Annotated in this window: 27 protein-coding genes; 12 read left to right on the top strand and 15 right to left on the bottom strand. The window is 65.6% G+C overall.

Annotation, left to right across the window (positions count from 1 at the left end; all coding sequences use genetic code 11):
* The first annotated feature begins 74 nt into the window (after positions 1-74).
* Together M8312_RS10115 and gyrB are read left to right on the top strand one after the other, a co-directional pair.
* Complete coding sequence (locus M8312_RS10115; protein WP_250117570.1) at positions 75-1,625, top strand: DEAD/DEAH box helicase; 1,551 nt, start codon at positions 75-77, stop codon at positions 1,623-1,625.
* A gap of 306 nt (positions 1,626-1,931) precedes the next feature.
* Positions 1,932-4,439, top strand: a complete 2,508-nt coding sequence (gene gyrB, locus M8312_RS10110) for a DNA topoisomerase (ATP-hydrolyzing) subunit B (RefSeq protein ID WP_250117569.1) — start codon at positions 1,932-1,934, stop codon at positions 4,437-4,439.
* Between the two features lie 56 nt (positions 4,440-4,495).
* On the opposite strand, the gene M8312_RS10105 is transcribed toward gyrB, so the two are convergent.
* Positions 4,496-4,966, bottom strand: coding sequence for an EF-hand domain-containing protein (locus tag M8312_RS10105; RefSeq protein WP_250117568.1), 471 nt, complete (start codon positions 4,964-4,966; stop codon positions 4,496-4,498).
* A gap of 255 nt (positions 4,967-5,221) precedes the next feature.
* Here M8312_RS10105 and M8312_RS10100 point away from each other — a divergent pair, with 255 nt between their 5' ends.
* Positions 5,222-5,992, top strand: coding sequence for an endonuclease/exonuclease/phosphatase family protein (locus M8312_RS10100; protein ID WP_349773281.1), 771 nt, complete (start codon positions 5,222-5,224; stop codon positions 5,990-5,992).
* Here M8312_RS10100 and rpoN read toward each other — a convergent pair.
* From rpoN to M8312_RS10075, 5 genes are read right to left on the bottom strand one after another with little or no spacing between them, the layout of a single operon-like run.
* Positions 5,989-7,425: an RNA polymerase factor sigma-54 gene (gene rpoN, locus M8312_RS10095; protein WP_250117567.1), complete on the bottom strand. Its 1,437-nt coding sequence runs from the start codon at positions 7,423-7,425 to the stop codon at positions 5,989-5,991. The genes M8312_RS10100 and rpoN overlap by 4 nt on opposite strands.
* A 15-nt stretch (positions 7,426-7,440) precedes the next feature.
* Entirely contained in the window at positions 7,441-8,214 is a 774-nt protein-coding gene (lptB, locus tag M8312_RS10090; protein ID WP_250117566.1) for an LPS export ABC transporter ATP-binding protein, read from the bottom strand.
* A gap of 4 nt (positions 8,215-8,218) precedes the next feature.
* A complete protein-coding gene (gene lptA / locus M8312_RS10085) occupies positions 8,219-8,791 on the bottom strand; it encodes a lipopolysaccharide transport periplasmic protein LptA (RefSeq protein WP_250117565.1) in 573 nt (190 codons plus the stop codon).
* A gap of 5 nt (positions 8,792-8,796) precedes the next feature.
* Positions 8,797-9,519 carry an LPS export ABC transporter periplasmic protein LptC gene (locus M8312_RS10080; RefSeq protein WP_250117564.1) on the bottom strand — a complete coding sequence of 241 codons (723 nt, stop codon included), beginning with the start codon at positions 9,517-9,519 and terminating at the stop codon, positions 8,797-8,799.
* Positions 9,512-10,132: a ribonuclease D gene (locus M8312_RS10075; RefSeq protein ID WP_250117563.1), complete on the bottom strand. Its 621-nt coding sequence runs from the start codon at positions 10,130-10,132 to the stop codon at positions 9,512-9,514. The genes M8312_RS10080 and M8312_RS10075 overlap by 8 nt, the downstream gene beginning before the upstream one ends.
* Positions 10,133-10,340: 208 nt before the next feature.
* On the opposite strand from M8312_RS10075, the gene M8312_RS14445 reads away from it, so the two are divergent.
* Entirely contained in the window at positions 10,341-11,159 is an 819-nt protein-coding gene (locus M8312_RS14445; RefSeq protein WP_284070176.1) for a cold-shock protein, read from the top strand.
* 65 nt (positions 11,160-11,224) lie between these two features.
* Here M8312_RS14445 and M8312_RS10060 read toward each other — a convergent pair whose 3' ends face one another.
* Genes M8312_RS10060 through M8312_RS10035 form a run of 6 tightly spaced genes read right to left on the bottom strand, consistent with a single transcriptional unit; the run spans position 11,225 to position 15,143 of the window.
* Entirely contained in the window at positions 11,225-12,352 is a 1,128-nt protein-coding gene (locus M8312_RS10060) for a GNAT family N-acetyltransferase (RefSeq protein WP_250117562.1), read from the bottom strand.
* Positions 12,339-13,052 carry a glycerophosphodiester phosphodiesterase family protein gene (locus M8312_RS10055; RefSeq protein WP_250117561.1) on the bottom strand — a complete coding sequence of 238 codons (714 nt, stop codon included), beginning with the start codon at positions 13,050-13,052 and terminating at the stop codon, positions 12,339-12,341. The genes M8312_RS10060 and M8312_RS10055 overlap by 14 nt, the downstream gene beginning before the upstream one ends.
* Positions 13,027-13,488, bottom strand: a complete 462-nt coding sequence (locus tag M8312_RS10050) for a RidA family protein (RefSeq protein ID WP_250117560.1) — start codon at positions 13,486-13,488, stop codon at positions 13,027-13,029. Before M8312_RS10050 ends, M8312_RS10055 begins: the two co-directional genes overlap by 26 nt.
* Before the next feature lie 31 nt (positions 13,489-13,519).
* Positions 13,520-14,266, bottom strand: a complete 747-nt coding sequence (locus M8312_RS10045) for an SDR family NAD(P)-dependent oxidoreductase (RefSeq protein ID WP_250117559.1) — start codon at positions 14,264-14,266, stop codon at positions 13,520-13,522.
* Positions 14,263-14,874: an HAD family hydrolase gene (locus M8312_RS10040; protein ID WP_250117558.1), complete on the bottom strand. Its 612-nt coding sequence runs from the start codon at positions 14,872-14,874 to the stop codon at positions 14,263-14,265. The genes M8312_RS10045 and M8312_RS10040 overlap by 4 nt, the downstream gene beginning before the upstream one ends.
* Positions 14,871-15,143, bottom strand: coding sequence for a DUF3572 domain-containing protein (locus M8312_RS10035; RefSeq protein ID WP_250117557.1), 273 nt, complete (start codon positions 15,141-15,143; stop codon positions 14,871-14,873). The genes M8312_RS10040 and M8312_RS10035 overlap by 4 nt, the downstream gene beginning before the upstream one ends.
* Positions 15,144-15,182: 39 nt before the next feature.
* Between M8312_RS10035 and M8312_RS10030 the strand changes: the two genes are divergently transcribed.
* Entirely contained in the window at positions 15,183-15,566 is a 384-nt protein-coding gene (locus M8312_RS10030; protein WP_250117556.1) for a response regulator, read from the top strand.
* Positions 15,567-15,685: 119 nt separating this feature from the next.
* Here the strand turns inward: M8312_RS10030 and rpmG are convergent, their stop codons facing one another.
* The gene (rpmG, locus tag M8312_RS10025; RefSeq protein ID WP_250117555.1) at positions 15,686-15,853 is read right to left on the bottom strand and encodes a 50S ribosomal protein L33; all 168 of its coding nucleotides are present in this window, start codon (positions 15,851-15,853) and stop codon (positions 15,686-15,688) included.
* A 186-nt stretch (positions 15,854-16,039) separates the two neighbouring features.
* Here rpmG and M8312_RS10020 point away from each other — a divergent pair, with 186 nt between their 5' ends.
* The 3 genes from M8312_RS10020 (at position 16,040) to M8312_RS10010 (ending at position 19,361) form a co-directional block, all read left to right on the top strand.
* The gene (locus tag M8312_RS10020) at positions 16,040-16,345 is read left to right on the top strand and encodes a hypothetical protein (RefSeq protein ID WP_250117554.1); all 306 of its coding nucleotides are present in this window, start codon (positions 16,040-16,042) and stop codon (positions 16,343-16,345) included.
* Positions 16,346-16,418: 73 nt separating this feature from the next.
* The gene (locus tag M8312_RS10015; protein ID WP_250117553.1) at positions 16,419-18,017 is read left to right on the top strand and encodes a cisplatin damage response ATP-dependent DNA ligase; all 1,599 of its coding nucleotides are present in this window, start codon (positions 16,419-16,421) and stop codon (positions 18,015-18,017) included.
* Between the two features lie 51 nt (positions 18,018-18,068).
* Positions 18,069-19,361 (top strand): metal-dependent hydrolase family protein, encoded by a 1,293-nt coding sequence (locus tag M8312_RS10010; protein WP_250117552.1) that lies wholly within the window; start codon positions 18,069-18,071, stop codon positions 19,359-19,361.
* Between the two features lie 4 nt (positions 19,362-19,365).
* Here M8312_RS10010 and M8312_RS10005 read toward each other — a convergent pair whose 3' ends face one another.
* Both M8312_RS10005 and M8312_RS10000 read right to left on the bottom strand, forming a co-directional pair.
* The gene (locus M8312_RS10005) at positions 19,366-19,881 is read right to left on the bottom strand and encodes a GNAT family N-acetyltransferase (protein ID WP_250117551.1); all 516 of its coding nucleotides are present in this window, start codon (positions 19,879-19,881) and stop codon (positions 19,366-19,368) included.
* Complete coding sequence (locus M8312_RS10000; protein WP_250117550.1) at positions 19,871-20,773, bottom strand: isoaspartyl peptidase/L-asparaginase family protein; 903 nt, start codon at positions 20,771-20,773, stop codon at positions 19,871-19,873. The genes M8312_RS10005 and M8312_RS10000 overlap by 11 nt, the downstream gene beginning before the upstream one ends.
* Before the next feature lie 84 nt (positions 20,774-20,857).
* Here M8312_RS10000 and M8312_RS09995 point away from each other — a divergent pair, with 84 nt between their 5' ends.
* From M8312_RS09995 to M8312_RS09980, 4 genes are read left to right on the top strand one after another with little or no spacing between them, the layout of a single operon-like run.
* Positions 20,858-21,760: an SPFH domain-containing protein gene (locus tag M8312_RS09995; RefSeq protein ID WP_250117549.1), complete on the top strand. Its 903-nt coding sequence runs from the start codon at positions 20,858-20,860 to the stop codon at positions 21,758-21,760.
* Between the two features lie 6 nt (positions 21,761-21,766).
* On the top strand, positions 21,767-21,967 hold the full coding sequence (locus tag M8312_RS09990) for a type II toxin-antitoxin system antitoxin (RefSeq protein WP_250117548.1): 201 nt from the start codon (positions 21,767-21,769) through the stop codon (positions 21,965-21,967).
* Positions 21,964-22,911, top strand: a complete 948-nt coding sequence (locus M8312_RS09985; RefSeq protein ID WP_250117547.1) for an alpha/beta hydrolase — start codon at positions 21,964-21,966, stop codon at positions 22,909-22,911. Before M8312_RS09990 ends, M8312_RS09985 begins: the two co-directional genes overlap by 4 nt.
* Positions 22,908-23,153: a hypothetical protein gene (locus tag M8312_RS09980; protein WP_250117546.1), complete on the top strand. Its 246-nt coding sequence runs from the start codon at positions 22,908-22,910 to the stop codon at positions 23,151-23,153. Before M8312_RS09985 ends, M8312_RS09980 begins: the two co-directional genes overlap by 4 nt.
* Position 23,154: the final 1 nt, after the last annotated feature.

Below are 23,154 nucleotides of genomic sequence, written 5' to 3'. Positions count from 1 at the left end.
TCACGCGGGGTTCTTTGTTCACCCGGCTTCCGGGCGCGCAAAGCCGTGCCCGGTTGTGTCATGTTGAGAGATTTATGTCGTTTCAGAACCTCGGGCTGTCCCAGCCCCTGCTCGCCGCCCTCGCGGCCAAGAATTACACCCAGGCCACGCCGATCCAGACCCAGGCCATTCCCACGGTCCTGACCGGCCGCGACCTTTTGGGCATCGCCCAGACCGGCACTGGCAAGACCGCCGCCTTCATGCTGCCGTCGCTGCAGCGCCTCGCCGCCGACCGTCCGCAGTCGCTGCGCCCGGGCCAGATCCGGATGCTGGTGCTCGCCCCGACCCGTGAGCTCGCTTCGCAGATCGCCGCGAGCGCCGAGGCCTATGGCGCCAACCTTCGCACGACCGTCGGCGTGATCTTCGGCGGCGTGGCGAACGCCAAGAGCGTCCGCACCGTCCAGCGCGGCCTCGACGTGCTTGTCGCCACCCCCGGCCGCCTGCTCGACCTCGTCGACCAGCGGGCTCTTGACCTCAAGAACCTCGAGATCCTCGTCCTCGACGAAGCTGACCAGATGCTCGACCTGGGCTTCATCCATGCGCTGAAGCGGATCGTGAAGATCATCCCGGCCAAGCGCCAGACGCTGTTCTTCTCGGCCACGATGCCCAAGGCGATCCAGACGTTGGCCGACCAATATCTGACCAACCCGGCGCAGGTTGCCGTGACTCCGGTCGCGACCACCGCAGAGCGCGTCGAGCAGCGGGTCACCTTCGTCAATCAGGGCGAAAAGACGGCCCTTCTGACGATGTTCCTGCAGACGCAGGAAATCGATCGTGCGCTGGTGTTCAGCCGTACCAAGCATGGTGCCGACAAGGTCATCCGGATGCTCGAGGCTGCCGGCATCAAGGCGAACGCCATCCACGGCAACAAGAGCCAGCCGCAGCGCGAAAAGGCGCTTGCCGCTTTCCGCGACGGCAGCGTTCCGATCCTTGTCGCAACCGACATTGCGGCGCGCGGGATCGACATTCCAGGCGTCAGCCACGTCATCAACTATGACCTGCCGAACGTCCCCGAGCAGTATGTCCACCGCATTGGCCGCACTGCCCGCGCGGGTGCGACCGGCATCGCCATCGCTTATTGCGACGGTGAAGAGCGCGCCTTCCTCAGGGACATCGAGAAGCTCACCCGCCAGAAACTGACCGTTGAGGATCTGCCCGGCGGTTTCAACCAGGCTGTCGAGGCCATGAAGCGCCTCAAGCCGGCGCCCAAGGGTGACGGCGGCGAGCGTGGCCGCGAGCGTCCGCCGCAGCAGAACCAGCGCAACCGTCGCAACGTCAGCGGTGCCCGTGGCCATGCAGGCGATCCGCAGCGCTTCGGCCTGCCGCGCAACGATCCGCGCTCGGATATGCCGCAGGAGCGCAATGGTCCGCGCGAGGGCGGGCGCAGCATGCGCGGCGTCCCCGGCGCGGTGCGTGGCCCGGTCACCAATCCGGCTCGCTCGGGTCAGTCTGGGCACGCTCAGCAGTCGCCGCAGCGTCACGGCGGGCAGCGTCCCGCCGGCACTGGCGGCTTTGGTGGTGGCCGTCCCTCGGGTGGTCAGCGTCGCGGTGGTGGTGGCGGCGGCGGTCAGCGCCGTTCGGCCTGATCCAGTCACAATAATTCTGTCCTACAGCGGCCCGCCCGTGCCACCTTCCGGGGCACTGGCGGGCCGGTTGTCGTCAGTGACAGGAACGGGGGCTCAGGCCGCCATGCGTGTAGGTCACAGATACAGGCTTTTCCCTGCCTTCGACCGGATCGAAGATTCCTTCGCGGTTGTGGAAACTTCACCCTCGCACCAGGGAAACTTCAGAGAGGAGCGAGGGAAACTTCGCTCTCCGTGGAAACTTCCGGTTCGCGTGCGCGCCCACGCACGCGCGCGTGACTTTTCGCTCCCAGCCTATATGGATTCCCCATGAGCAACGACCCCAATCAGAACAGCTATGGCGCCGACAGCATCAAGGTCCTGAAAGGCCTCGACGCGGTGCGCAAGCGGCCCGGCATGTACATCGGCGATACCGACGACGGTTCGGGCCTGCACCACATGGTGTTCGAGGTGAGCGACAACGCCATCGACGAGGCGCTGGCCGGCCACTGCGACCGCATCCTGATCCAGCTCAACCCCGATGGGTCGGTGACGGTCGAAGACAATGGCCGCGGCATCCCGACCGGAATTCATGCCGAGGAAGGCGTATCGGCGGCCGAGGTCATCATGACCCAGCTCCACGCCGGCGGTAAGTTCGAAAACACCAGCGACGACAACGCCTACAAGGTGTCCGGCGGTCTCCACGGCGTCGGCGTCTCGGTGGTGAACGCCCTTTCCGAATTCCTCGACCTGACCATCTGGCGCGACGGGGAGGAGCATTTCATGCGCTTCGCCCATGGCGATGCCGTTGCCCCGCTCAAGGTCGTTGGCCCCGCACCAGAGGGAAAGAAGGGCACCCGCGTCACCTTCCTGCCGAGCCCGGCAACCTTCAAGATCACCGAGTTCGACTTCGACAAGCTCGAGCACCGCTTCCGTGAGCTGGCCTTCCTCAACTCTGGCGTTCGCCTGGTGCTGGCCGACGCGCGCCACGAGGAGCGCAAGGAAGTGGAGCTCTTCTACGAGGGCGGCATCGCGGCCTTCGTGAAGTATCTCGACCGCGCCAAGACCCCGCTCTTCCCCGACCCCATCGCCATTTCGGCGGTTCGTGACGGCATCGGCATCGACGTCGCGCTGGAGTGGAACGACAGCTACTACGAGAACGTCCTGCCGTTCACCAACAACATCCCGCAGCGCGACGGCGGCACCCACCTCGCCGCCTTCCGCGCGGCGCTGACCCGCACCATCAACGGCTATGCCGACAAGTCCGGCATGCTGAAGAAGGAGAAGGTGACGCTCACCGGCGACGACATGCGCGAGGGCCTTACCGCCATCGTGTCGGTCAAGCTGCCGGACCCCAAGTTCAGCAGCCAGACCAAGGACAAGCTGGTTTCATCAGAGGTGCGTCAGCCGCTCGAAGCGCTGATGACCGACAAGATGACGGAGTGGCTGGAGGAGAATCCGGTCAACGCCCGCGCCATCATCCAGAAGGTGATCGACGCCGCGGCCGCCCGTGAAGCCGCCAAGCGCGCTCGCGAGTTGACGCGCCGCAAGGGAGTGATGGACATTGCCTCGCTGCCCGGCAAGCTGGCCGATTGCCAGGAGCGGGATCCTGCACTGTCCGAACTGTTTCTGGTCGAGGGTGACTCGGCCGGCGGCTCGGCCAAGCAGGGCCGCAACCGTCACAATCAGGCCATCCTCCCGCTTCGCGGCAAGCTGCTGAACGTGGAGCGCGCGCGCTTCGACCGGATGCTGTCGAGCCGGGAGATCGGGACGATCATCCAGGCGCTCGGCACGGGCATCGGGCGCGAGGAGTTCAACCTGGAGAAGCTGCGTTATCACAAGATCGTGATCATGACGGACGCCGACGTCGACGGCGCCCACATCCGCACGCTTCTGCTGACCTTCTTCTACCGTCAGATGCCCGAGCTGATCGAGGCCGGGCATTTGATGATCGCCCAGCCGCCGCTCTACAAGGTCGCGCGTGGGCGCTCGGAGGTCTATCTCAAGGATGACGCGCAGCTCGACGAATATCTGGTCGATGCAGGTCTCGAAGGCCTCCAGCTGGAGACCGCCGGTGAGGTTCGCCAGGGTGCCGATCTGCGGGCCCTCGTCGACCACGCGCGTCGCGTTCGCACCCTGATGCGCTATGCGCCCAAGAAATACGATCCCGCCCTGCTCGAAGCGCTGGCGCTGGCGGGTGCGCTCAACCCCGAACTGCGCGAGGACGGCCGCTGGGCCGCGATCGAGCGGGTCGCGTCCTGGTTGCAGCAGGGCGATGCCGAAGGCCGCTGGACTGGTGAACTCGCCGCGGAGGGTGGGTATCTGCTCAAGCGGCTGTGGCGCGGCGTCACCGACGTCACCATCGTCGAGCCGAGCTTCATTGTCTCGGCCGAGGCGCGCAAGCTCCACGCACTCGCCGCGGAGCAGGGGGAAGCCTATGCTCAGCCGAGCGTGCTTCGGACCATGAAGAAGGGTCCGTCCGTTGAGGTCGAACCGACCGTCGGTCCTGGCGAAGGCGAGGAAGCGCTGGATCAGGCCTCCGCCGACACCAAGGGCAAGCCGGTCAGCATCACCCGCCCAAGCGAGCTGCTTGACGCGGTACTCGCCGCCGGGCGCAAGGGCCTGTCGATCCAGCGCTACAAGGGGCTAGGCGAGATGAATGCCGAGCAGCTTTGGGAGACCACGCTCGACCCAGCCAATCGCTCGCTGCTGCGGGTCGAGGTCGGGCAGGCCGACATTGCCGATGAAATCTTCTCGCGGCTCATGGGCGAAGTGGTCGAACCCCGCCGTGAGTTCATCCAGGACAATGCGCTGAGCGTCGCCAACCTGGACGTCTAATGAAAAGGGCGGCGCGAGAGTGTCGCGCCGCCCTTTTCCCCAGTCACCTGAGCGGCTTAGCCCTTGAGGAAGGTCGTCAGCTCTTCCTTGGACACGCTCTTGCTCTTGTCCGTGTCGACCTTGGCGAAAGCCGCGGTGAGATAGGCCTTGCTCTGGGCCTTCTTGCCGGCAGCCGCCTGGAGCGCGTTCATCCACCCGTCGAACTCGGCGCGGCTGAGCTTGCCGTCGCTATTCTTGTCATACTTGGCCCAGTCGGCCTCGACCGTCGCCGCGACCGGGTCCGAGCTGGTGGAGGCCGTCTCCGTGGAAGTGCTGGTCGTGGACGTCGTGTCCGCCGTCGGAGCCATCGGATCGGCGGGCTGGGCCGGAGTTGCCGGAGTAGCGGGCGTTGCCGGGGTTGCTGGCTGCGATGACGTCGCCGGAGTAGCTGGCGTGGCCGGCTGCGCCGGAGTGGCGGGTTGCACGGCCTGCGCCAGCGCGGGCGAACCGGCCAGCAGCAGGCTGGCGACAAAAGCGGTCTTGATCATGCGAATTCTCCAGATCGATTGAACTTGTCCGTGCAAGCACGGGCCCCCGCCAACAAACGGCCGGGCAGCGCTTTTGTTGTTCGCTCCAGCCGCCCGCAGCCACAGCTCGGCTGGTCGGTTTTCGTTATCTCGCAACGGGTTAACCGCCGCGCCGGCAAGCCTTGCCATCGTCCTTCCGGTTGCACAGAGAGGCTTCATGGATTTTGCCAAACCGCGGGAACCGGAACTCACCCCTCACGGTCGGGTTGGCGCCCCGTGACATCCACCGTCGTGACCCTCGCCAGCTACAACATGCGCAAGGCGGTCGGCACCGACCGCCGGCGGGACCCACACCGCGTCTTGCAGGTACTGAAGGAAGTGGATGCCGACATCGTCGCGCTTCAGGAAGCCGACCGGCGAGTCGGCGGCCGCGCTGCCGCCGTCCCGCACGAGCTGATCGACAGCCACGGCCATTATCGCGCGGTCCCGCTTGGCGTGAAGAACCGCCGAATGCTTGACTCGGTGCCCACCTTTGGCGCCCGCGTGGACGAGCTGCTCAAGGTCGATACCCGCAATCTCGGGTGGCACGGCAATGCGCTGCTGGTGAAGCCGCACGTCCAGGTCATGGACGTCGCCGCGCTTGATCTGCCGACGCTCGAGCCGCGCGGCGCCATTCTTGCCGAGCTCCTGATCGGTGACCTGCCGCTGCGCGTCATCGGCCTGCACCTCGACCTATCAGGACTGTGGCGGCGTCGGCAGATGCGCGCCATCGTCGCTGCTATCGCCGAGCGCCCCAACCGCATGCCAAGCGTGCTGATGGGCGATACCAATGAGTGGCGGCGCGAGGCTGGTTGCCTGAAGGATTTGGCTGGCGATTATCGGATCGCACCGATCGGCCCGAGCTTCCACGCCCGCAAGCCCGTCGCGACGCTAGACCGGATCATCGTCGACAAGCAGCTGCGGATCGAGGCTGCCGGCGTTCACCACAGCGAGGCCGCGCGAGTGGCGAGCGACCATCTGCCCGTGTGGGCGAGGATCGCTTTCTAGGCCGCCTTGCCGGCAATGGCGCGCTGCCGCCGCCGCTGAATGCTCGACCCGATACCGAGCGCTTCGCGATACTTGGCGACCGTGCGCCGGGCTAGGTCGAACCCTTGCTCTTTCAGCAGGTCAACGAGCGTGTCGTCGGACAAGATGTCCGTTTCATTGGCGATTAACCGCGAGATCGCGGCCTTGACCGCCTCCGCCGACGCGCCGTCGCCGCTGTCTGCCGCCACGCCGGAACGGAAGAACCACTTGAGCTCGAACAAGCCGCGGTCGCACAGTAGATATTTGTTCGCCGCAACGCGGCTCACGGTTGATTCGTGCATTCCCACCGCATCGGCGACGGCGCTCATGGTCAGGGGCTTGAGCTGCGAAACGCCGTTGCGGAAGAAACCTTCCTGGCGAGTCACGATCTCGCCGGCCACCTTGATGATGGTTTTCGCCCGCTGGTCCAGCGCACGGACGAGCCAATTCGCCTGACCGAGGCAGTCGGACAGCCAGGCGCGGCTCTCCTTGCTTTGCGGCCCCGTCTTGAGTTCGGCGTAGTAACGCCGGTTGACCAGCACCCGCGGCAGGTTGGCAGGATTGAGCTCAACGGCCCAGCCCTGACCGGTACGGCGGACGATGACATCGGCTTCGGGCGCGGTGTCGGGTTCCCGGGCGAACTGGCAGCCAGGCTTGGGATCGTAGGCGCGCAGCTCACGGACCATGTCGGCGAGGTCTTCGTCGTCCACCCCGCAGATGCGCTTCAGTGCGGCCATCTGCCCCTTGGCCAGCAGATCGAGATTGTCGATCAGCCGCCGCATGGCGGGGTCGTAGCGGTCGGCGGCTTTGGCTTGCAGTGCCAGGCACTCGGCCAGGTTCCGCGCTCCAACGCCGGGTGGGTCCAACGACTGGACCAGCGCCAGCCCACTTTGCACATCCTTGATCGTGAGTTCCAAGGTCTTCGCAATGTCGACGAGCGGTGTTGCCAGATAGCCGGTTTCCTCAAGCTCATGGACAATTGCTTCGGCGGCGCGCGCGGCGGCATCGCCGTGGCCCTGCAGCTGCCCCATGAGGTGCTCGCAGAGGCTGGAATCGCAGGCCGCGAGCCGGTCGAAATCGAAGCCGTCCTCCGGCGCCGAGCCCACTTCCGAAGCACTGTCAAATTCCAGCGCAGCCTCACGCCAGTCATTGTCGAGCGCCTCGTCCCCCGCTCCGGCAAGCTGGTCCGCGCCGACGGGATCGGGTGCATCCTCGCCGAATTCATGATCCTCGCGGACGACCACGCCGCGGTCCTGGCTGCCCGCCTCGAGCAGGGGGTTCTTCGCTAGTTCCTCAGCCAGCACAGCCTCGAGCTCGAGGTTACTCAGCTGCAGCAGCTTGATCGCCTGCGCCAGTTGCGGCGTGAGCACCAGCGACTGGGAGGTGCGGAGCTGAAGGCCTGGCCCCAGGCTCATCGCTTCACGCGCGCGCTAAAGTTCGAAGCTCTCGCCGAGGTAGAGCCGGCGCACGTCGCGATCCGCCACCAACGCCTCAGGAGTGCCCTGGAACAGGACCTGGCCGTCGTAGATGATGCAGGCCCGGTCGACGATATCGAGTGTTTCGCGCACGTTGTGATCGGTGATGAGCACGCCGATGTCCCGGCCCTTGAGCTCCTTCACCAAATCGCGAATGTCGGCGATGGAGATGGGATCGATGCCGGCAAACGGCTCATCGAGAAGCATGATCTTCGGGTCGGCTGCCAGCGCGCGGGCAATTTCGCAGCGGCGCCGCTCGCCGCCAGACAGGGCCATCGCTGGCGCCGCGCGCAGGTTCGTCAGGCCAAACTCGTCGAGCAATTTCTCAAGCCTTGCCTGCCGTTCAGTGCGATCCGGTTCAGCCACCTCGAGCACGGCAAGGATGTTCTGCTCAACCGTCATGCCGCGGAAGATGCTGGTCTCCTGCGGCAGATAGCCGAGGCCGAGAATCGCCCGGCGGTACATCGGCAACGGCGTGATGTCGTTGCCGTCGAGCAGGATGCGGCCCGCGTCAGGCTTCACCAGGCCCATCACGGAATAGAAGCAGGTCGTCTTGCCGGCGCCGTTCGGTCCAAGCAGGCCGATCACCTCGCCCCGGCTGACGCTCAGCGAGACGTCATGGAGAACGGCCCTTTTGTCATAGGCCTTCGCGATCGAGCGAACTTCGAGCCCACGCACCGTCCCGGCGGCGTCGAGGCCGGTGGCCTGGGCTGCGCGGGTGTCGAGCATCGATTTAGCCGCGATTCTGCGTCGCGCGCTGGGGCACGGTGAAGTGGCCCTGCACACGGCCGCCATTCTGGCCGACCCCGGGTGGTCCCCCGTCGACTACCGCGCGGCCGCTGTCGAGATCGATCGTCAGCCGGTTGCCACGCACCTCGCTGCCTTCGCGCTGCAGCACGACATTGCCGATCAAGGTGATGATCTTGCGATTGAGGTCGTACACGCCAAAGTCGCCGCGTCCCGTCTCAGACGGGGAGCGGACGGTCACCCCGCCCGCGGCATTGAGGCGGTCGATCTGCACATTGCCATTGTTCGTATAGGCGATGGTCAAGCGATCGGTCGTGAGCGTGAGATCATCCTGCTTGGCGACCACGTTACCGGAGAAGATGGCTCGGTCAGCGCGATCCTGAACTTCGATCCGATCGCTGCTGACATCGACCGGCGCATTGCCGTTGTGGCCCTTGAGCGCCGACGTGGGCTGGGCGCGCTGCAGCGGCTGAACCGCGCCCTGCTGCTGCGCGGCAGCGAGGGTGGCCGCCGCAGTGGCGGTCATCAGCAGACCGGCGAATAGAATGGTACGCCCCATGGCCCTCATCTGACCGCCCCTTGCTTGATTTTCAACCGCGCACCGCCTTCGAGCACCACCGTGCGTGTTCCGAGATCGGCGCGCAGGCGGTTGGCGGTGAACGTGCCGAGCTTGAGGCGACCGCTGACTCCACCGTCAAGTCCCAGTTGTTTGCTCTTGAGGTCACCATTGATGGTCCCCGCCGAAACATCCCCTTGGCGGCCCGAGCCGGTACCATTGCCACCAGTGACCGTGCGGGTCTTGAGATCCACCAGCACGTCGTGAGTGAAGAGCTGTTCACCCTCGGGTCCGTTTACGCGCACGGGGCCCAGTACACTGACTTGCTGCAGGTCCAGATTATAGCGCCCCTTGTCCGCCTGAATGGTGGCGGGGCCGCTGGCCATGCCGAGCCGCGCGAACATCCCATTGATGTCGACGATCGGTTGCTCCGACGTCGGCTGTATGGCGCGCTGAGCCTGGACGATAAACGGCTGACCCTTGTCGTCCTGCCCCGTATATTGCGCCGATTCGATGCGCATGCGTTCCGGCGCCGTCTCGACCTTTTTCTTATCGAGAATGAAGCTGACCTCCTGCCGTTTGCTCAATGGCGCGAGCAACAGAAAGGCGATCAGCACGCCCACGAGGCTCGGCAGCGCGATCTTGAGCAGGCGCACGAGACCGTCGTGCCGGCTCCCCGGCTCGGCCCATTGCGCCTGCTTCTGGCGATGCTGAACCGCCGCCTCAGACATGCGCGAAGATGTCTTCCTCGGGCCAGCCCTCGAGGTCGAGCAGGGCGCGCGTGGGGAGGAAGTCGAAGCAGGCCTGCGCGAGCTGGGTCCTACCCTCCCGCGCCAGGCGCTCGTCGAGCTTTTCCTTGAGGGCATGGAGGTAGCGAACGTCGCTGGCGGCATAATCGCGCTGAGCGTCGCTGATCTCCGGCGCACCCCAGTCGCTGGTCTGCTGCTGCTTGTTCAGATCCTGGCCAAGGAGTTCGCGAACGAGCTCCTTCAAACCATGCCGATCGGTATAGGTTCGGATCAGCCGGCTAGCGGTTCGGGTGCAGTAAAGCGGCGCGGCCATCACCCCCAGATAATATTGCATGATGGCGATATCGAATCGGGCGAAATGATAGAGCTTGAGGCGGTTGGGATCGCCGATCAGCGCCTTGAGATTAGGCGCCGCATAGTCGCTTCCTGGCGAAAAGCGCACGAGATGCTCGTCGCCGCCGCCGTCCGAAAGCTGCACGAGGCACAGCCGGTCACGGCCGGGGTGAAGCCCCATGGCCTCGGTGTCGATTGCGATAGGCCCGCTCCCGAACAGGTCGGACGAGGGCAGGTCTTCTTCGTGGAAATGGATGGCCATGAACCGCTGTTTCTCTTTCGCGGGGCGCTTGGCAAGGCCCCGGTGAACGCGTGCTTGCTTAACCCACGTGATTCGGCTGGAGCCCGACTTGCTTTTCCTGTAACGTGAATCACCTGCGCGCCATTCTTGGCGTGTCGTGACCGGTTGCGCCCTGAGGCCCAGCGCGTTGGTTTGTTTTGGAATTCGGGCTGGAGAAGTGTGAACGGGCATGGGTTACGATCGAGGACGTCGAGGCGATCGCGGTGGTCGCGGCCGCGACAAAGGCGATTTTGGCGGCAGCAGTGGCGGCGGTGATTTTTACGGCGGTGGCGGCGGTTTTGGTGATCGCGGCGGCTTCGGCGGCGGCGGCGACCGGTTTGGTGGCGGCGGCGGCTTTGGCGATCGCGGCGGCGGCGGCGGCGGTTACCGCGGCGGCGGCGGCGGTGGTTTCGGCGGCGGTGACCGCTTCGGCGGTGGCGGCGGTGGCGGCGGCTTCCGTGGCGGCGGCGGCGGTGGCTTCCGCGGTGGCGGTGGCGGCGGTGGCGGCGGAATGCCGCCCCAGGTCGTCGGCGAGGGCAAAGGCACCGTCAAGTTCTTCAATCCTCAGAAGGGCTTCGGCTTCATCGTCCGCGACGATGGCGGCGAGGACGTCTTTGTGCACATCTCGGCGGTCGAACAGGCGGGTCTCACGGACCTGGCCGACGGTCAGCCGCTCGAGTTCACGCTGGTCGATCGCGGTGGACGCATTTCCGCGACAAACCTGCGCATCGACGGTGAGCCGGTGGCGGTCGTGCGCGAAGAGCGTGCGCCGCAGCGCCAGCTGACGGGCGAGCGCACCAGCGGCACGGTCAAGTTCTTCAACTCCATGAAGGGCTTTGGCTTCATCCAGCGCGATGATGGCCAGCCGGATGCATTCGTCCACATCTCGGCCGTTGAGCGCGCGGGCATGCCGTCGCTCAACGAAGGTGACCGGCTCGAGTTCGAGCTCGAGGTCGACCGTCGCGGCAAGACCGCGGCAGTGAACCTGCAGCCGATCCAGGAAGCGTAAGCGACCTCATTCCGCGTGATCACGCGGGGCAGGGCCCGTCCGGAGCAATCCGGGCGGGCCTTTTTTCATGCCTGCTTGAAAGGCAACTCCGCGCGAAGCGCTTCAATCTCGATGGCGACGCCCTCGCGTTCCGCCTCCACGAAGCGCGCCACAGCATCCCGGAACGAGGGATTGGGGATGAAATGCGCCGAGCGGGTGATCACCGGCTCATAGCCTCGTGCCAGCTTGTGTTCGCCCTGAGCGCCCGCCTCGACTCGGTCCAAGCCATTACGGCAGGCCCAGTCGATAGCCTGATAGTAACAGAGCTCAAAGTGCAGGTAGGGCACTTCGTCGGTGCAACCCCAGTAGCGACCGTAAAGAGTGTCCTCGCCAATCCAGTTAAGCGCTCCGGCGATCGGCTGGCCTTCGCGCAACGCAAGGAACAGCAGCAGGGCGTCAGTCTGGGCCTCCGCGATACGGTCGAAGAAGGCCCGGGTGAGGTAGGGCCGGCCCCACTTGCGGCTGCCGGTGTCGCGATAGAAGGCCCACATGGCATCCCAATGCGCCGGAAGGACCTCCGTCCCGCGCAACGCGACAATTTCCAGCCCCTGCTGCGCCGCCTGCCGTTCCTTGCGCAGTGCCTTGCGTTTGCGGCTGGCGAGAGTGTCGAGGAAATCATCGAAGCTGCCGAAACCGCGGTTGAACCAGTGGTACTGGATGCCGTGACGGATCAGCCAATGGCGGGCGGCAAAGTCGTCCTGCTCTTCATCCGCGATGAACGTTGCGTGCGCGGATGAGAGTCCATTCTGCTCGGTCACGGCCTCAAGCGCAGCGAGCAGGGCCTGCGGTCGCGTACCCAGCAGCCGCCGGCCGGGAACGGGCGTGAAGGGGACTGCGACCTGCAGCTTGGGGTAATAGTCTCCACCGGCCCGTTGCCAGGCGTCGGCCCAGCCATGATCGAAAACATACTCGCCCTGGCTATGGCTCTTCAGGTAGGCAGGCGCCGCCGCGACGATCTCGCCCGCGTCTTCTACCAGGATGGGCAGGGGGCTCCAGCCGCTCTGGCCACCGACGCTTCCCGAGACCTCCAGAGCTGACAAGAAGGAGTGCGAAAGAAAGGGGTTGGCGTTACCCGCAAGCGAGTCCCAAAGGGAGGGTTCGATGCCAGCAATCGTGTCGGCGATGCGGGCGATTACGCGGTCACGGTCGGCCATCGCCCTCCCAGATAGGGGCGTCAGCGTGTTTCGCCACCTTGACGCGGTCCTGGGCGGAGCGAACTGTCCAGCTGTAAACCGGTCGGCGCGCTCGCATCCTTGCCACCCAGCGCTGGTCGATCGCACGGCAGTCAACGGCATAAAATTGCGCATGCGCGGTGCGCAAGAACAGCTCACGCCACCAGGGCTTCAGCCGAGAATCAATTATCAGCCCCCGCCGAATGGATGGAGCATTTGTTGCGAACCAGCGCGGGACTCGGGGATCGAAGCTCATGACGGCGACGGGTCCACGATAGTCGGCCAGCTCCTCGGCGACCGCCGTGCACAGCCGCTCAAGTCCAATTTCGCGCTTCACTTCGATCAGCAGCGGCACACGCCCAGCGATGAGGGCAAGAAGTTCGCGGAGGCTGGGGACATGCTCGCCCGAACCGAGTAGCTTGAGGCCGCGCGCCTCGTCGGAATGCAAATGCCTGAGGCAGCGCGCATCGCCGATGAGCCGGTCGAGCCGTTCATCATGGAAGACATGCGGCACGCCATCGACGGTCGCGCGCACGTCGCATTCGATGCCGGCACCGATCGCCAGGGCGGCACGAAAGGCAGCGAGGCTATTTTCCGGAACACCCGAGCCGTGCAGCCCGCGATGAGCGAAGCCTAGCGGTCCGGGAGCAAGGGGATCAGGCGCGGACCTGGACGACCGCATCCACCTCAACCGCGACGCCGAGCGGCAGGACCGGCACGCCAACCGCCGAGCGGGCATGGCGACCGGCATCGCCGAACACCTGCTGCATCAGGTCGGATGCGCCGTTCGCGACCTTTGGCTGATCGGTGAAATGACCGGCCGAATTGACGAAAACGCCGAGCTTCACGATCCGCTCGACCCGGTCGAGTGAGCCGAGGGCCGCCTTGATCTGGGCTAGCAGCATCAGGCCACAGCGGCGTGCCGCCGCTTGACCGGCCTCAAGCTCGACATCCTCCCCCAAGCGACCGGTGATCAGGCTGCCGTCCTCGGCGAAGCTAATCTGGCCCGAGATGTGGAGCAGGCCATTGGCTTCCACTGCGGGGACGTAGGAAGCGACCGGCGCGGCCGGCTGCGGTAGGGTGATGCCGAGTTCGGCAAGGCGCGAGTCGATGGACATGGCCGCGCTCAAGCAGCCGGGCGCGGCGAGATCAACCCTTGCGGCTCATCGCAAAGCCGGCCCAGCTTTGCCTCGTCGGCATCAACTCAATGGTATTGATGTTGAGGTGAGGGGGCTGATTGGCGATCCACCAGATGGTCTCGGCGAGGTCCTCGGAGGTCATCGGCTCCAGTCCGGCATAAAGCGCATCGCTGGCGGCCTGGTCTCCGCCGTTCCGGACGACGGTGAATTCCGTCTCCGCCATTCCGGGTTCGATCGAGCTTACCCGAACGCCGCTTCCGGCAAGGTCGCAACGCAGATCGAGGCTGAACTGCCGGACGAACGCCTTGGTCCCGCCGTAAACAGCGCCGCCGCGATAGGGGTAAGTCGCGGCTACCGAAGACAGGTTGATGACCGCGCCCTGGCGTTCGATCAACGTGGGCAGGAGCGCCTGGGTCAACGCCACTAGACCGGTGATGTTGGTTGCGATGACTTGTTCGAGGCGGTCCCAATCCTGTTCGTGCAGCGGATCGGCCGCTGGAGCGAGCCCGGCATTGTTGACCAGTAGGTCGACGCCGCCCCATTCACCCGCCAGTCGGCTTAGGTCCGTGAGCCTGTCGACGTCGCGCATGTCGAGTTCGAGCGGGAGGAAGCGTTCGCCAAGCTCCTCTTGGAGGGCTTTGAGGCGGTCGCCCCGCCGGCCCGTACCGACGACTTTCCAGCCATGCTTGACGAACAGCCGCGCGGCGGCGGCGCCGATGCCCGAGGTGGCTCCAGTGATGACGGCGGATTTGGTCATGCAGCGTCCTTCAGGCGATCAAGGATCCAGTCGGTAGCGGTTGGCCAGTCGTCGATTCGCGCGTCAGCGTCCGGGGCCGGCGGGACGATGGAGGCGATCCGCGGTTCAGCGATCATGTGCAGGCGGCGGGTGGCGGGCGAATGCCGGGCAACGCTGCTATGATGCACCGCGAGATCGTCGACGAACACGCTGGCCGGATTGCCATGCCGCTCGACCAGTTTCTTGAGCGGCTCACCCTTCCCACCCTGGTTGCAGACAACCTCGTGGCGAATGCCGTGCCGGGCAAGTTGCTCGACGCGCCAGCTATGAGCGTGGTCACCAAGATTGGTCAGGATGACGATGTTCGCTTCTTCGCCGATGCGGCCGAGCGCCTCGAGTGCTCCGGGCACAAGGGTCTGGCGGTGCATCTCGTTCTGGAAGAACTCATTCAACAGCGGCCAGACTTCCTCTGTCGGGATGGGCTGGTCGCCTCGGCTGAGGGCGGTGCCCCAATTGACGTTGTCGAAGTCGAAGCGGACGCCATGCGCCTCATTCAGCCAATCGGCGAAGTGCGACACCATGTGCAGCAGGACTTCGTCACAATCGGTGACGAGCAGGGGACGATTCATGCTTCGAGAGCGCTCCGGGCGGCGACGAGTTCCTGTGGGGGCATCTGGAGCTCCTCGGCAACCGCGACAAGGTCCGGCTCATGCGATTCAAGGAAACTCAGCACAGCAGCCAGCATGGCCGGTTCGGTGGCGCGCTCGCGAAGCTCATCTGCGGTGAGTCCGGTGAGTGAAAGCAGGCGGTCCGCCCGCTGCCCGTCCCGCAACGTGACGGCCAGCGCCTGAAGCGCAACTATCATCGGGTCGGGAGAGTTTGGTGCTGACCGGATCATCGCCTATGATGGCTTCGCGAGTTGAGGAGTTGCAAGGCCGTGGCCCGGATCCTGGTTGTCGAGGACAACGCCCTCAACATCAAGCTGTTCTGCGACCTTCTCGCGGCCCACGGCCATGAGCCGAGCGCCGTGACCGACAGCCGGGAGGCGCTGGAGCGTGCCCGCGCCTTCCTGCCGGAACTGATCATCACCGACATCCAGCTGCCGCATGTCACCGGAATGGAACTGATTCGCTGGTTTCGTGAGGATGAAGCCCTGAAGGACGTGCCGATCATGGCCGTGACCGCCTACGCCGGGGCCGGTGATGAGGACCGGGTACGAGCGGCCGGTGCCCAGGCGTATGTGTCGAAGCCGATTTCCGTGGCGCGGTTCGTCGAGGAAGTAAGCGTGTTGCTGGCCGACAACGGCGCCGTGGTGGACTGAACCCAGCACTCGTGGAGAGCAGAGCTCGGTGAGCTGCCCAAGACGCAAAAAGGGGCGCCGGAGCGCCCCTAAGAACATTGCGAAGCCCGGCGCGAGCCGGGGGGACGACCTTGCGGTCGTTACTTGATCTTCGCTTCCTTGAAGTCGACGTGCTTGCGCGCGACTGGATCGTACTTGCGGAAGGTCATCTTCTCGGTCTGGTTGCGCGGGTTCTTCTTGGTCACGTAGAAGAAGCCGGTGTCGGCCGTGCTGACGAGCTTGATCTTGACGGTTGCCGGCTTGGCCATCGTTCGAATCCTGAGAGCTTGAAAAACAAAGAGCGGCGTTGGCACGCCGCCCGCAATCGCCGGGCCCATGCCGTGTGGCTGAAGCCATGTCAAGAAATTCGCGCCGGTTCGCACCACCGTCACGGAGCTTTCATCGTTACTTAACCGCTTGAGGTGACTCTGTCTTCACTGCAGCGGAGTGAAGCGATGCGCGACGCCCTTGACGATATCCGGCGCGACCTGCGCCTGCGAATCGCCGACATCAACGGGCGGGCCGCACGGCTGAGCCCGCTCGACATTCATGCCAGGCTCGACGAGGTGCGCGACGTTGCTGCGCGCGCGGGGCTGTGCGCCGCGGAAGGTCTTGCCGAGCGTTCCGCGCAATTGGCACTGCTCCCGGGTTGCCGAGTGGCGGTCAGCCAGGCGCTCAGCCATTTCGATGACGCGCTGGGCACGTTCGAACAGGAGGACCGCCAGACCATCCTCGCGGCACTGGCGGCGCGGCTGCACTGACCCATTCTGCCCGAGCGAGCTCGGGACGGCAGGTCGTTTCGGAGCCGCTGTACGTTTCGTGCATTAAGCGGACATGCGCGCCTTTTCCCAGCTGCTCGACGCGCTCGTCTACACTCGTAGCCGCAACGCCAAGCTCAAGCTGATCGGCGATTATCTTCGTCGCACACCTGATCCCGATCGCGGATATGCACTCGCGGCGCTGACCGGCGCCTTGGACATCCCGGCGGTCAAGGCATCGATCATCCGCAATCTGGCCGAAAGTCGCGTCGATCCCCTGCTTCTGCGGATGAGCCACAATTACGTCGGCGACCTCGCGGAAACGGTATCGCTGCTGTGGCCGACGCCGGACGTCGAGCATCCGGAGATTGATGACGGCACCATCGGCCTTGCCGACGCGGTGACAAGGCTCAAGTCGATCAGCCGCTCCGACGCGCCCGCCGAATTGGCCCGGATGCTCGATCATCTCGATGCCTCAGGACGGTTTGCGTTGCTGAAGCTCGCCACCGGGGAACTCCGGGTCGGCGTCAGCGCCCGGCTGGCCAAACAGGCCTTTGCCGACGCGTTCGGCGTCGATGTCGAGGGGGTGGAGGAAGTCTGGCACGGGCTCGACCAGCCCTATCTCGAGCTGTTCGCCTGGGGCGAAGGTCGGGCCGAGCAGCCGCGCGCGGTCGACGTGCCGGTCTTCCGGCCCTTCATGCTTGCCCATCCGCTCGAGACCGAGGACCTCGACCTCAACGCTTATGCCGCCGAATGGAAGTGGGACGGGATCCGGGTCCAGTTGGTCCGCGCGGGCGGGCAGACGCGGCTTTACAGCCGCACCGGCGACGACATCACTCGCAGCTTTCCCGACGTAGCTGCCGCCTTTGAGGCTCCCGCTGTGCTCGACGGCGAACTTCTGGTCCGAGGCGCGGGGCAGGGCGCGGACGAGCATGGAGGTGCTGCCGCCAGCTTCAACGCGCTTCAGCAGCGGCTCGGTCGCAAGCTGGTCAGTGGCAAGACGCAGGAGGAGTTTCCGGCCTTCGTGCGGCTCTACGACATTCTTTATGACGGCGCTGAGGACCTGCGCGAACTCGGCTGGGCCGAGCGGCGCGCGCGGCTGGAGGCGTTCATGCCGAGGCTCGACCCGCAGCGCTTCGACCTCTCTCAATTGATCGAGGCGGAGAGCTTTGCAGACTTGGGCGAGATAAGGTCGGGCGCCCGCGACGCGGCGATCGAAGGCATGATGCTCAAGCGCCGCGACTCGCCTTATGTGGCCGGGCGCCGAACCGGCCTGTGGTACAAATGGAAGCGCGACCCGCTGACGGCCGATTGCGTCATGATGTACGCGCAGCGTGGCTCGGGAAAGCGGTCGAGCTATTACAGCGACTATACCTTCGGGGCCTGGAACGAGGCTGGCGAACTCTTGCCGGTTGGCAAGGCCTACATGGGCATCACCGACGAGGAGCTACGCTGGCTCGACCGCTTTGTCCGGCAGAACACGGTGCAGCGCTTCGGACCGGTCCGGGAAGTCGAGAAGACGCTAGTGCTGGAAGTCGCCTTTGACAGTGTCCACTTGAGCAAGCGACACCGCTCGGGCCTCGCCATGCGGTTTCCCCGCATCAGTCGTATCCGCACCGACAAGCCCGCGCACGAGGCCGACCGGGTCGAAACGCTGCTCGCCATGGTAACTTGATCAGGCCCCTTCAGCCGCTACGCTGAGCGCAATTCGGACAAAGGGGAAATCATGATCCGCAAACTGCTGCTCGCCGCCACGGCGCTCGTGTTGACAAGCGCCGCGCAGGCCGAGACCTTCGCTATTCAGGCCGGACGCCTGATCGTCGATGCGGCGAAGCCCGAACGCGGGCCCTCCACGGTAATCGTCGAGAATGGCCGGATCGTGCGGATCGAAGACGGGGCCACGACCCCGCCGGGCGCGACCGTGGTGGATATGCGTGGCAAGACGGTGATGCCGGGCCTGATCGATGTCCACGTTCACTTGACGCAGAACGCCGGTGAGCCCTGGTATCAGTCGCTCACGCCTAAATATAGCGAGGCCTATGCAGCGACGCTGGGGCTTTCCAATGCGCTGACCATGGCGCGCGCGGGTTTCACAACGCTTCGCGATCTCGGCAGCGGCCCTGAATCCGGCCTTGCTACCCGTGATGCGCTGCGTGACGGCAGGTTCCCGGGTCCGCGCCTGCTGGTTGCAGGACCCGCCCTGTCGATCATCGGTGGCCACGGCGACGGATCAGTCGGTTTCAATCCTGAGCTTCGCCGGGCCATCAACGACGAACATCAGGTGCAGGTCTGCACCGGGCCCGACGAATGTGCGCGAGCGGTGCGCAATATCGCCGCCAGCGGTGTCGACGTGATCAAGTTTCACGCGACTGGTGGCGTGCTGGATCCGGGTGAAGCCGGGCTGGAGCAGCATTTCTCGGACGCCGAGATGAAGGCGATCATTGACACCGCTCACGGCCTCGGCCTGAAGACCGCTGCCCATGCGCATGGTGCCAAGGGCATTCTTGCCGCCGTGCGAGCGGGCGTCGATTCAATTGAGCATGGCACCTTCATCGACGACGCCGGCGTGGCCGAGATGAAGAAGCGGGGCACCTTCTACTCCGCGACTTTGATGGCCTTCAGCGGACTGCAGATGTACATCGGCAAGGGCATCTTCACTCCCGCCAGCGAGGCCAAGGGCAAGCAGACCCTCGCGGTCTGGGGCAAGGGGTTGAACAAGGCCTACAAGGCCGGCGTGAAGATCGCACTTGGCACCGATGCGGCCGTCTTCCCCCACGCCCGCGCCAACGAGGAAGTGGGTCTGATGGTCAGCAAGGGCGGGATGACGCCTCGCGACGCGCTCATCGCGGCCACCAAGGGCGGCGCCGAACTGCTCAACCTGTCAAACGAGACCGGCACGCTTGATCCGGGCAAGTCGGCCGACCTGATTGCCGTCGACGGCGATCCGCTGGTTGATCCGGCGGCCGTGACTCGGGTCGGCTATGTCATGGTGATGGGCAAGCCGATCCCAATGAAGTGATCGGCTAAAGCGCTTTGTCCAGCACGACGAACTCCAGGTCGTCGCGCTGGGGAAGGTAGCGCGGCTCGCCAAACGGAAATGGCCGGGTCTCGCCGGTCCGGGCATATCCCCGGCGCTCGTACCAGGCGATGAGTTCAGGCCGCTGGGCGATTACCTGCATTTCCATGCGCGTTGCGCCCAATTCCTGCCGTGCGAATTCTTCGGCACCGCCGAGTACCATGCGTCCGATCCCACCGGCCTGCTGTGCTGGATCGACGGTCAGCATGCCGAGATAGGCGAGGCCCTGTCCCTTCTCGGCGACCGCAACGCAGGCTCGCAATTCGCGCCCAGCGCGGAGCAGCAGGATGTGCTGGTCGGGGCTGGTCAGCATGGCGGCAAGCTCGTCGACATCGGTTCGCCGGCCGCCGACCAGGTCGGCCTCGTGGCTCCATCCCGCACGGGCGCTGTCGCCGCGATAGGCGCTCTCTAGCAACCGCTCCAAGGCGGACAGGTCGGCCGCCGTCGCTGGCTCAAGCGTCATGCACCGCCACGTCCCGACCCGCCGCGCTCACCCGGCCACGATACATGCCGCGGGTGGTGAAGCCCCATGCGGCTTCTCCCGTGGGCGAAACGCCGATCAGCCCGCCGGTACCGCCCAGCGCCTTCACGTCAGCCAGCACTGCGTCGATCGCCTGCTGCAGCGTTTCTCCAAGCATCCGCATCCGTGCACCGACCTCGTGGCCGGCGGCCGCACGGATGAAGAACTCGCCAGAGCCGGTCGCGCTGATGGCTGCCGAGCGGTCGTCGGCATAGGTCCCAGCACCGATCAGGGGTGAATCCCCGATGCGGCCGAAACGCTTGGCCGTCAGCCCGCCAGTGGACGTCGCCGCGGCGACATGGCCGGCCGCGTCCACGGCGACCGCGCCAATGGTTCCGTACTTCACATCGGCGTCGAACCCGCCGCCACTCGCCAGAACGCGAGCGAGCTGGGCCCGGCGCTCGGGTATCTCGAACCAGCTTGGGTCGACGGTCTCCAGCCCATGCTCGCGGGCAAACTCCTCCGCGCCCCCAAAGCTCAGCAGAACATGCGGGCTATGCTCCATTACCGCTCGCGCCGCCCCGATCGGCGAGCGAATGGTGGTGAGGCCGGCTACGGCGCCAGCCGCGCGTGTGCGTCCGTCCATGATTGCGGCGTCGAGCTCAATGTGTCCGTCATGTGCCAGCACGCTCCCGCGGCCGGCGTTGAACGCTGGATCGTCTTCGAGCACCCGCGCCGCCGCTTCGACCGCGTCCAGCGACGTCCCGCCACCGGCAAGAACTGCTGCACCGGCGTCCAGCGCGGCGCCGATCCCGGCGCGTCCAATCCCTTCCTCCTCAGGTGAGAGGCGCAATTCGCCGCACCCACCATGCACCACCAACTGCCAGTTCGTCATCCTGCGCGCCCTAGGCGCCAGCCTCATCTTGCGCAACGCTGTGTGATCATATAAACATGATATCAGATAAACAGGGGAATGATCATGTCTGATACGGTCAATCCGAGTCTCACCTCCAGCCGTGAGCGGCCCGCCGCGACGGTAAGCGGCTATGGCATGCTGGCGTTGCTGATCGCGATAATTGCCGGGCAGATTGCGGCAATCGCCATGCTCAAGAGTCAGGGCCCCAGTGCTCTGACGCTGGCGCTAACCATTCTCATGCCGGCGGCCCTGATCTTTGTGCTGGCCGGCTTCTACATCCTGCAGCCCAATCAGGCCGCAGCGATCACCTTGTTCGGTGCCTATCGGGGGACCGATCGTACGACCGGTTTGCGCTGGGTCCTGCCGTGGGAGATGCGACGGAAAGTGTCGGTGCGCGCCAACAACTTCATCTCCGAACGGCTAAAGGTGAATGACCTTCGCGGCAATCCGATCGAGATCGCGGCCCAGATCGTCTGGCGGGTGGTGGATACGGCCCAGGCCCTGTTCGACATCCAGGACTACAAGTCGTTCGTGATCGTCCAGGTCGAGGCGGCGATTCGCACTATCGGTTCGCGCTACCCTTATGATGACTTCGAGCATCTGGAGGTCACCTTGCGTGGCAACCATGACACGGTCGGCGTCGAGCTTCGCGAGGAGCTGAACGCCCGGCTGGCGGTGGCCGGGATCACGGTGGACGAATGCGGCTTCACCCACCTGGCCTATGCTAGCGAGATCGCCGGCGCGATGCTTCGCCGCCAGCAGGCGCAGGCGGTGGTTGCCGCCCGCAAGACCCTCGTCGAAGGGGCGGTCGGAATGGTCGAGATGGCGCTGGAGCAGCTCAGCGCAAAGAATGTGGTCGAGCTCGATGACGAGCGGCGCGCCGCCATGGTCTCGAACCTCATGGTGGTGCTCTGCGGTGAGCGCGACACCCAGCCCGTGGTCAACACCGGCACCCTCTACCAGTAGCCGAGCATGGCTGAGCGCAAGGCCTTTCCGCTGCGGATCGATGCATCCCTGTGGGATGCGGTGGAGCGTTGCGCCACGGCCAACCTGCGCTCGGCCAATGCCGAGGCTGAAATGTTGATCAGGGAAGCGTTGAAGGCCCGCGGCGTTCACCTGAAACCGCCGCAACCAGTCAAGCGCGGACGGCCGCCGAAGGAGAAGCAGGAATGATCGCCTTGTTGCTTGCAAGCGCGCAACTGATGAGCGGCTTGCCCGGCGCGCTGCGCCAGAACCAGCTGACCGCAGGCATCGGCCATCAGCTCGCCGGAACCCTGCTGCAGTCCACCGGCCAGCCGCGCGCGACCGTTATCATCATCCCTGGCTCGGGTCCGACGGACCGCGACGGGAACAATCCGCTGGGCGTCAGGGCAGGCAGCTACAAGCTTCTGGCGGAGGGGCTTGCCGCCCGGGGCATCGCCGCTCTTCGGATCGACAAGCGCGGCATGTTCGCGAGCAGGGGCGCGGGTGACCCGAACAATGTGACGATCGGCCGCTATGCCGCCGACGTCGGCAGCTGGGTGACGGCCGCCCGCCGCGCGACGGGCAATCGCTGCGTCTGGCTCGCCGGCCACAGCGAAGGCGGCCTAGTCGCCCTCGCCGCCGCTGCTCGCCCGCAGGTGTGCGGCCTCGTTCTGATCGAGACCGCCGGCCGGCCGCTTGGCGCGGTGATACGCGAGCAGCTTCGGGCCAACCCCGCCAACGCGCCGCTCCTGCCCCAGGCTGAGGCCGCACTGACCAGCCTGGAGGCGGGCCGGAGGGTCGACGTGTCGACGCTCCACCCCGCGCTTGCCCGGGGGTTGTTCAATCCGGCGGTGCAGGACTTCCTGATCGACGAGATCCGCTATGATCCGGCCAAGCTGCTTGCCGCGTACAAGGGCCCGGTGCTGGTCGTGCAGGGCGGCACCGACCTCCAGGTCGGGAAGGCCGATGCCGACCGACTTGTCGCTGCACGGCCCGGGGTCGCGCGGGCCGACTTCCCGACCATGAACCATGTCCTGAAGGAGGCGCCGGCGGACCAGGCGGCGAACCTCGCGACTTACGCCAACCCTGACCTGCCGCTGGCGCCCGGCCTCGTCGACCGGATCGCAGCATTTGTCACGGAGCGTCGGCGGTGAGCGAGCGTCCCGAATGGTTCGCGCCCAAGCGCTTCGGCTATGGCGCCAGCCTGCCGATCGCCTGGCAGGGCTGGGCGCTGATCGCCATCTATGCCGCGCTGATCGGGCTCGCCGTATACCTGTTCGGCAATCACAGCCTGGCTGGCGCCAGCATCGTCGTGCCCGCGACCGCGCTGCTCATTCTGATCACCGCCAGGACGACCAAGGGTGGCTGGCGCTGGCGCTCCGGCGAAGAGGATTGAC

Origin of the sequence: Sphingomonas sp. KRR8, from assembly GCF_023559245.1 — a bacterium.
Lineage (GTDB): Bacteria > Pseudomonadota > Alphaproteobacteria > Sphingomonadales > Sphingomonadaceae > Sphingomicrobium.
The sequence above is the reverse complement of the archived record's forward strand: the minus strand, read 5'-3'. Positions and strand labels throughout refer to the sequence as shown.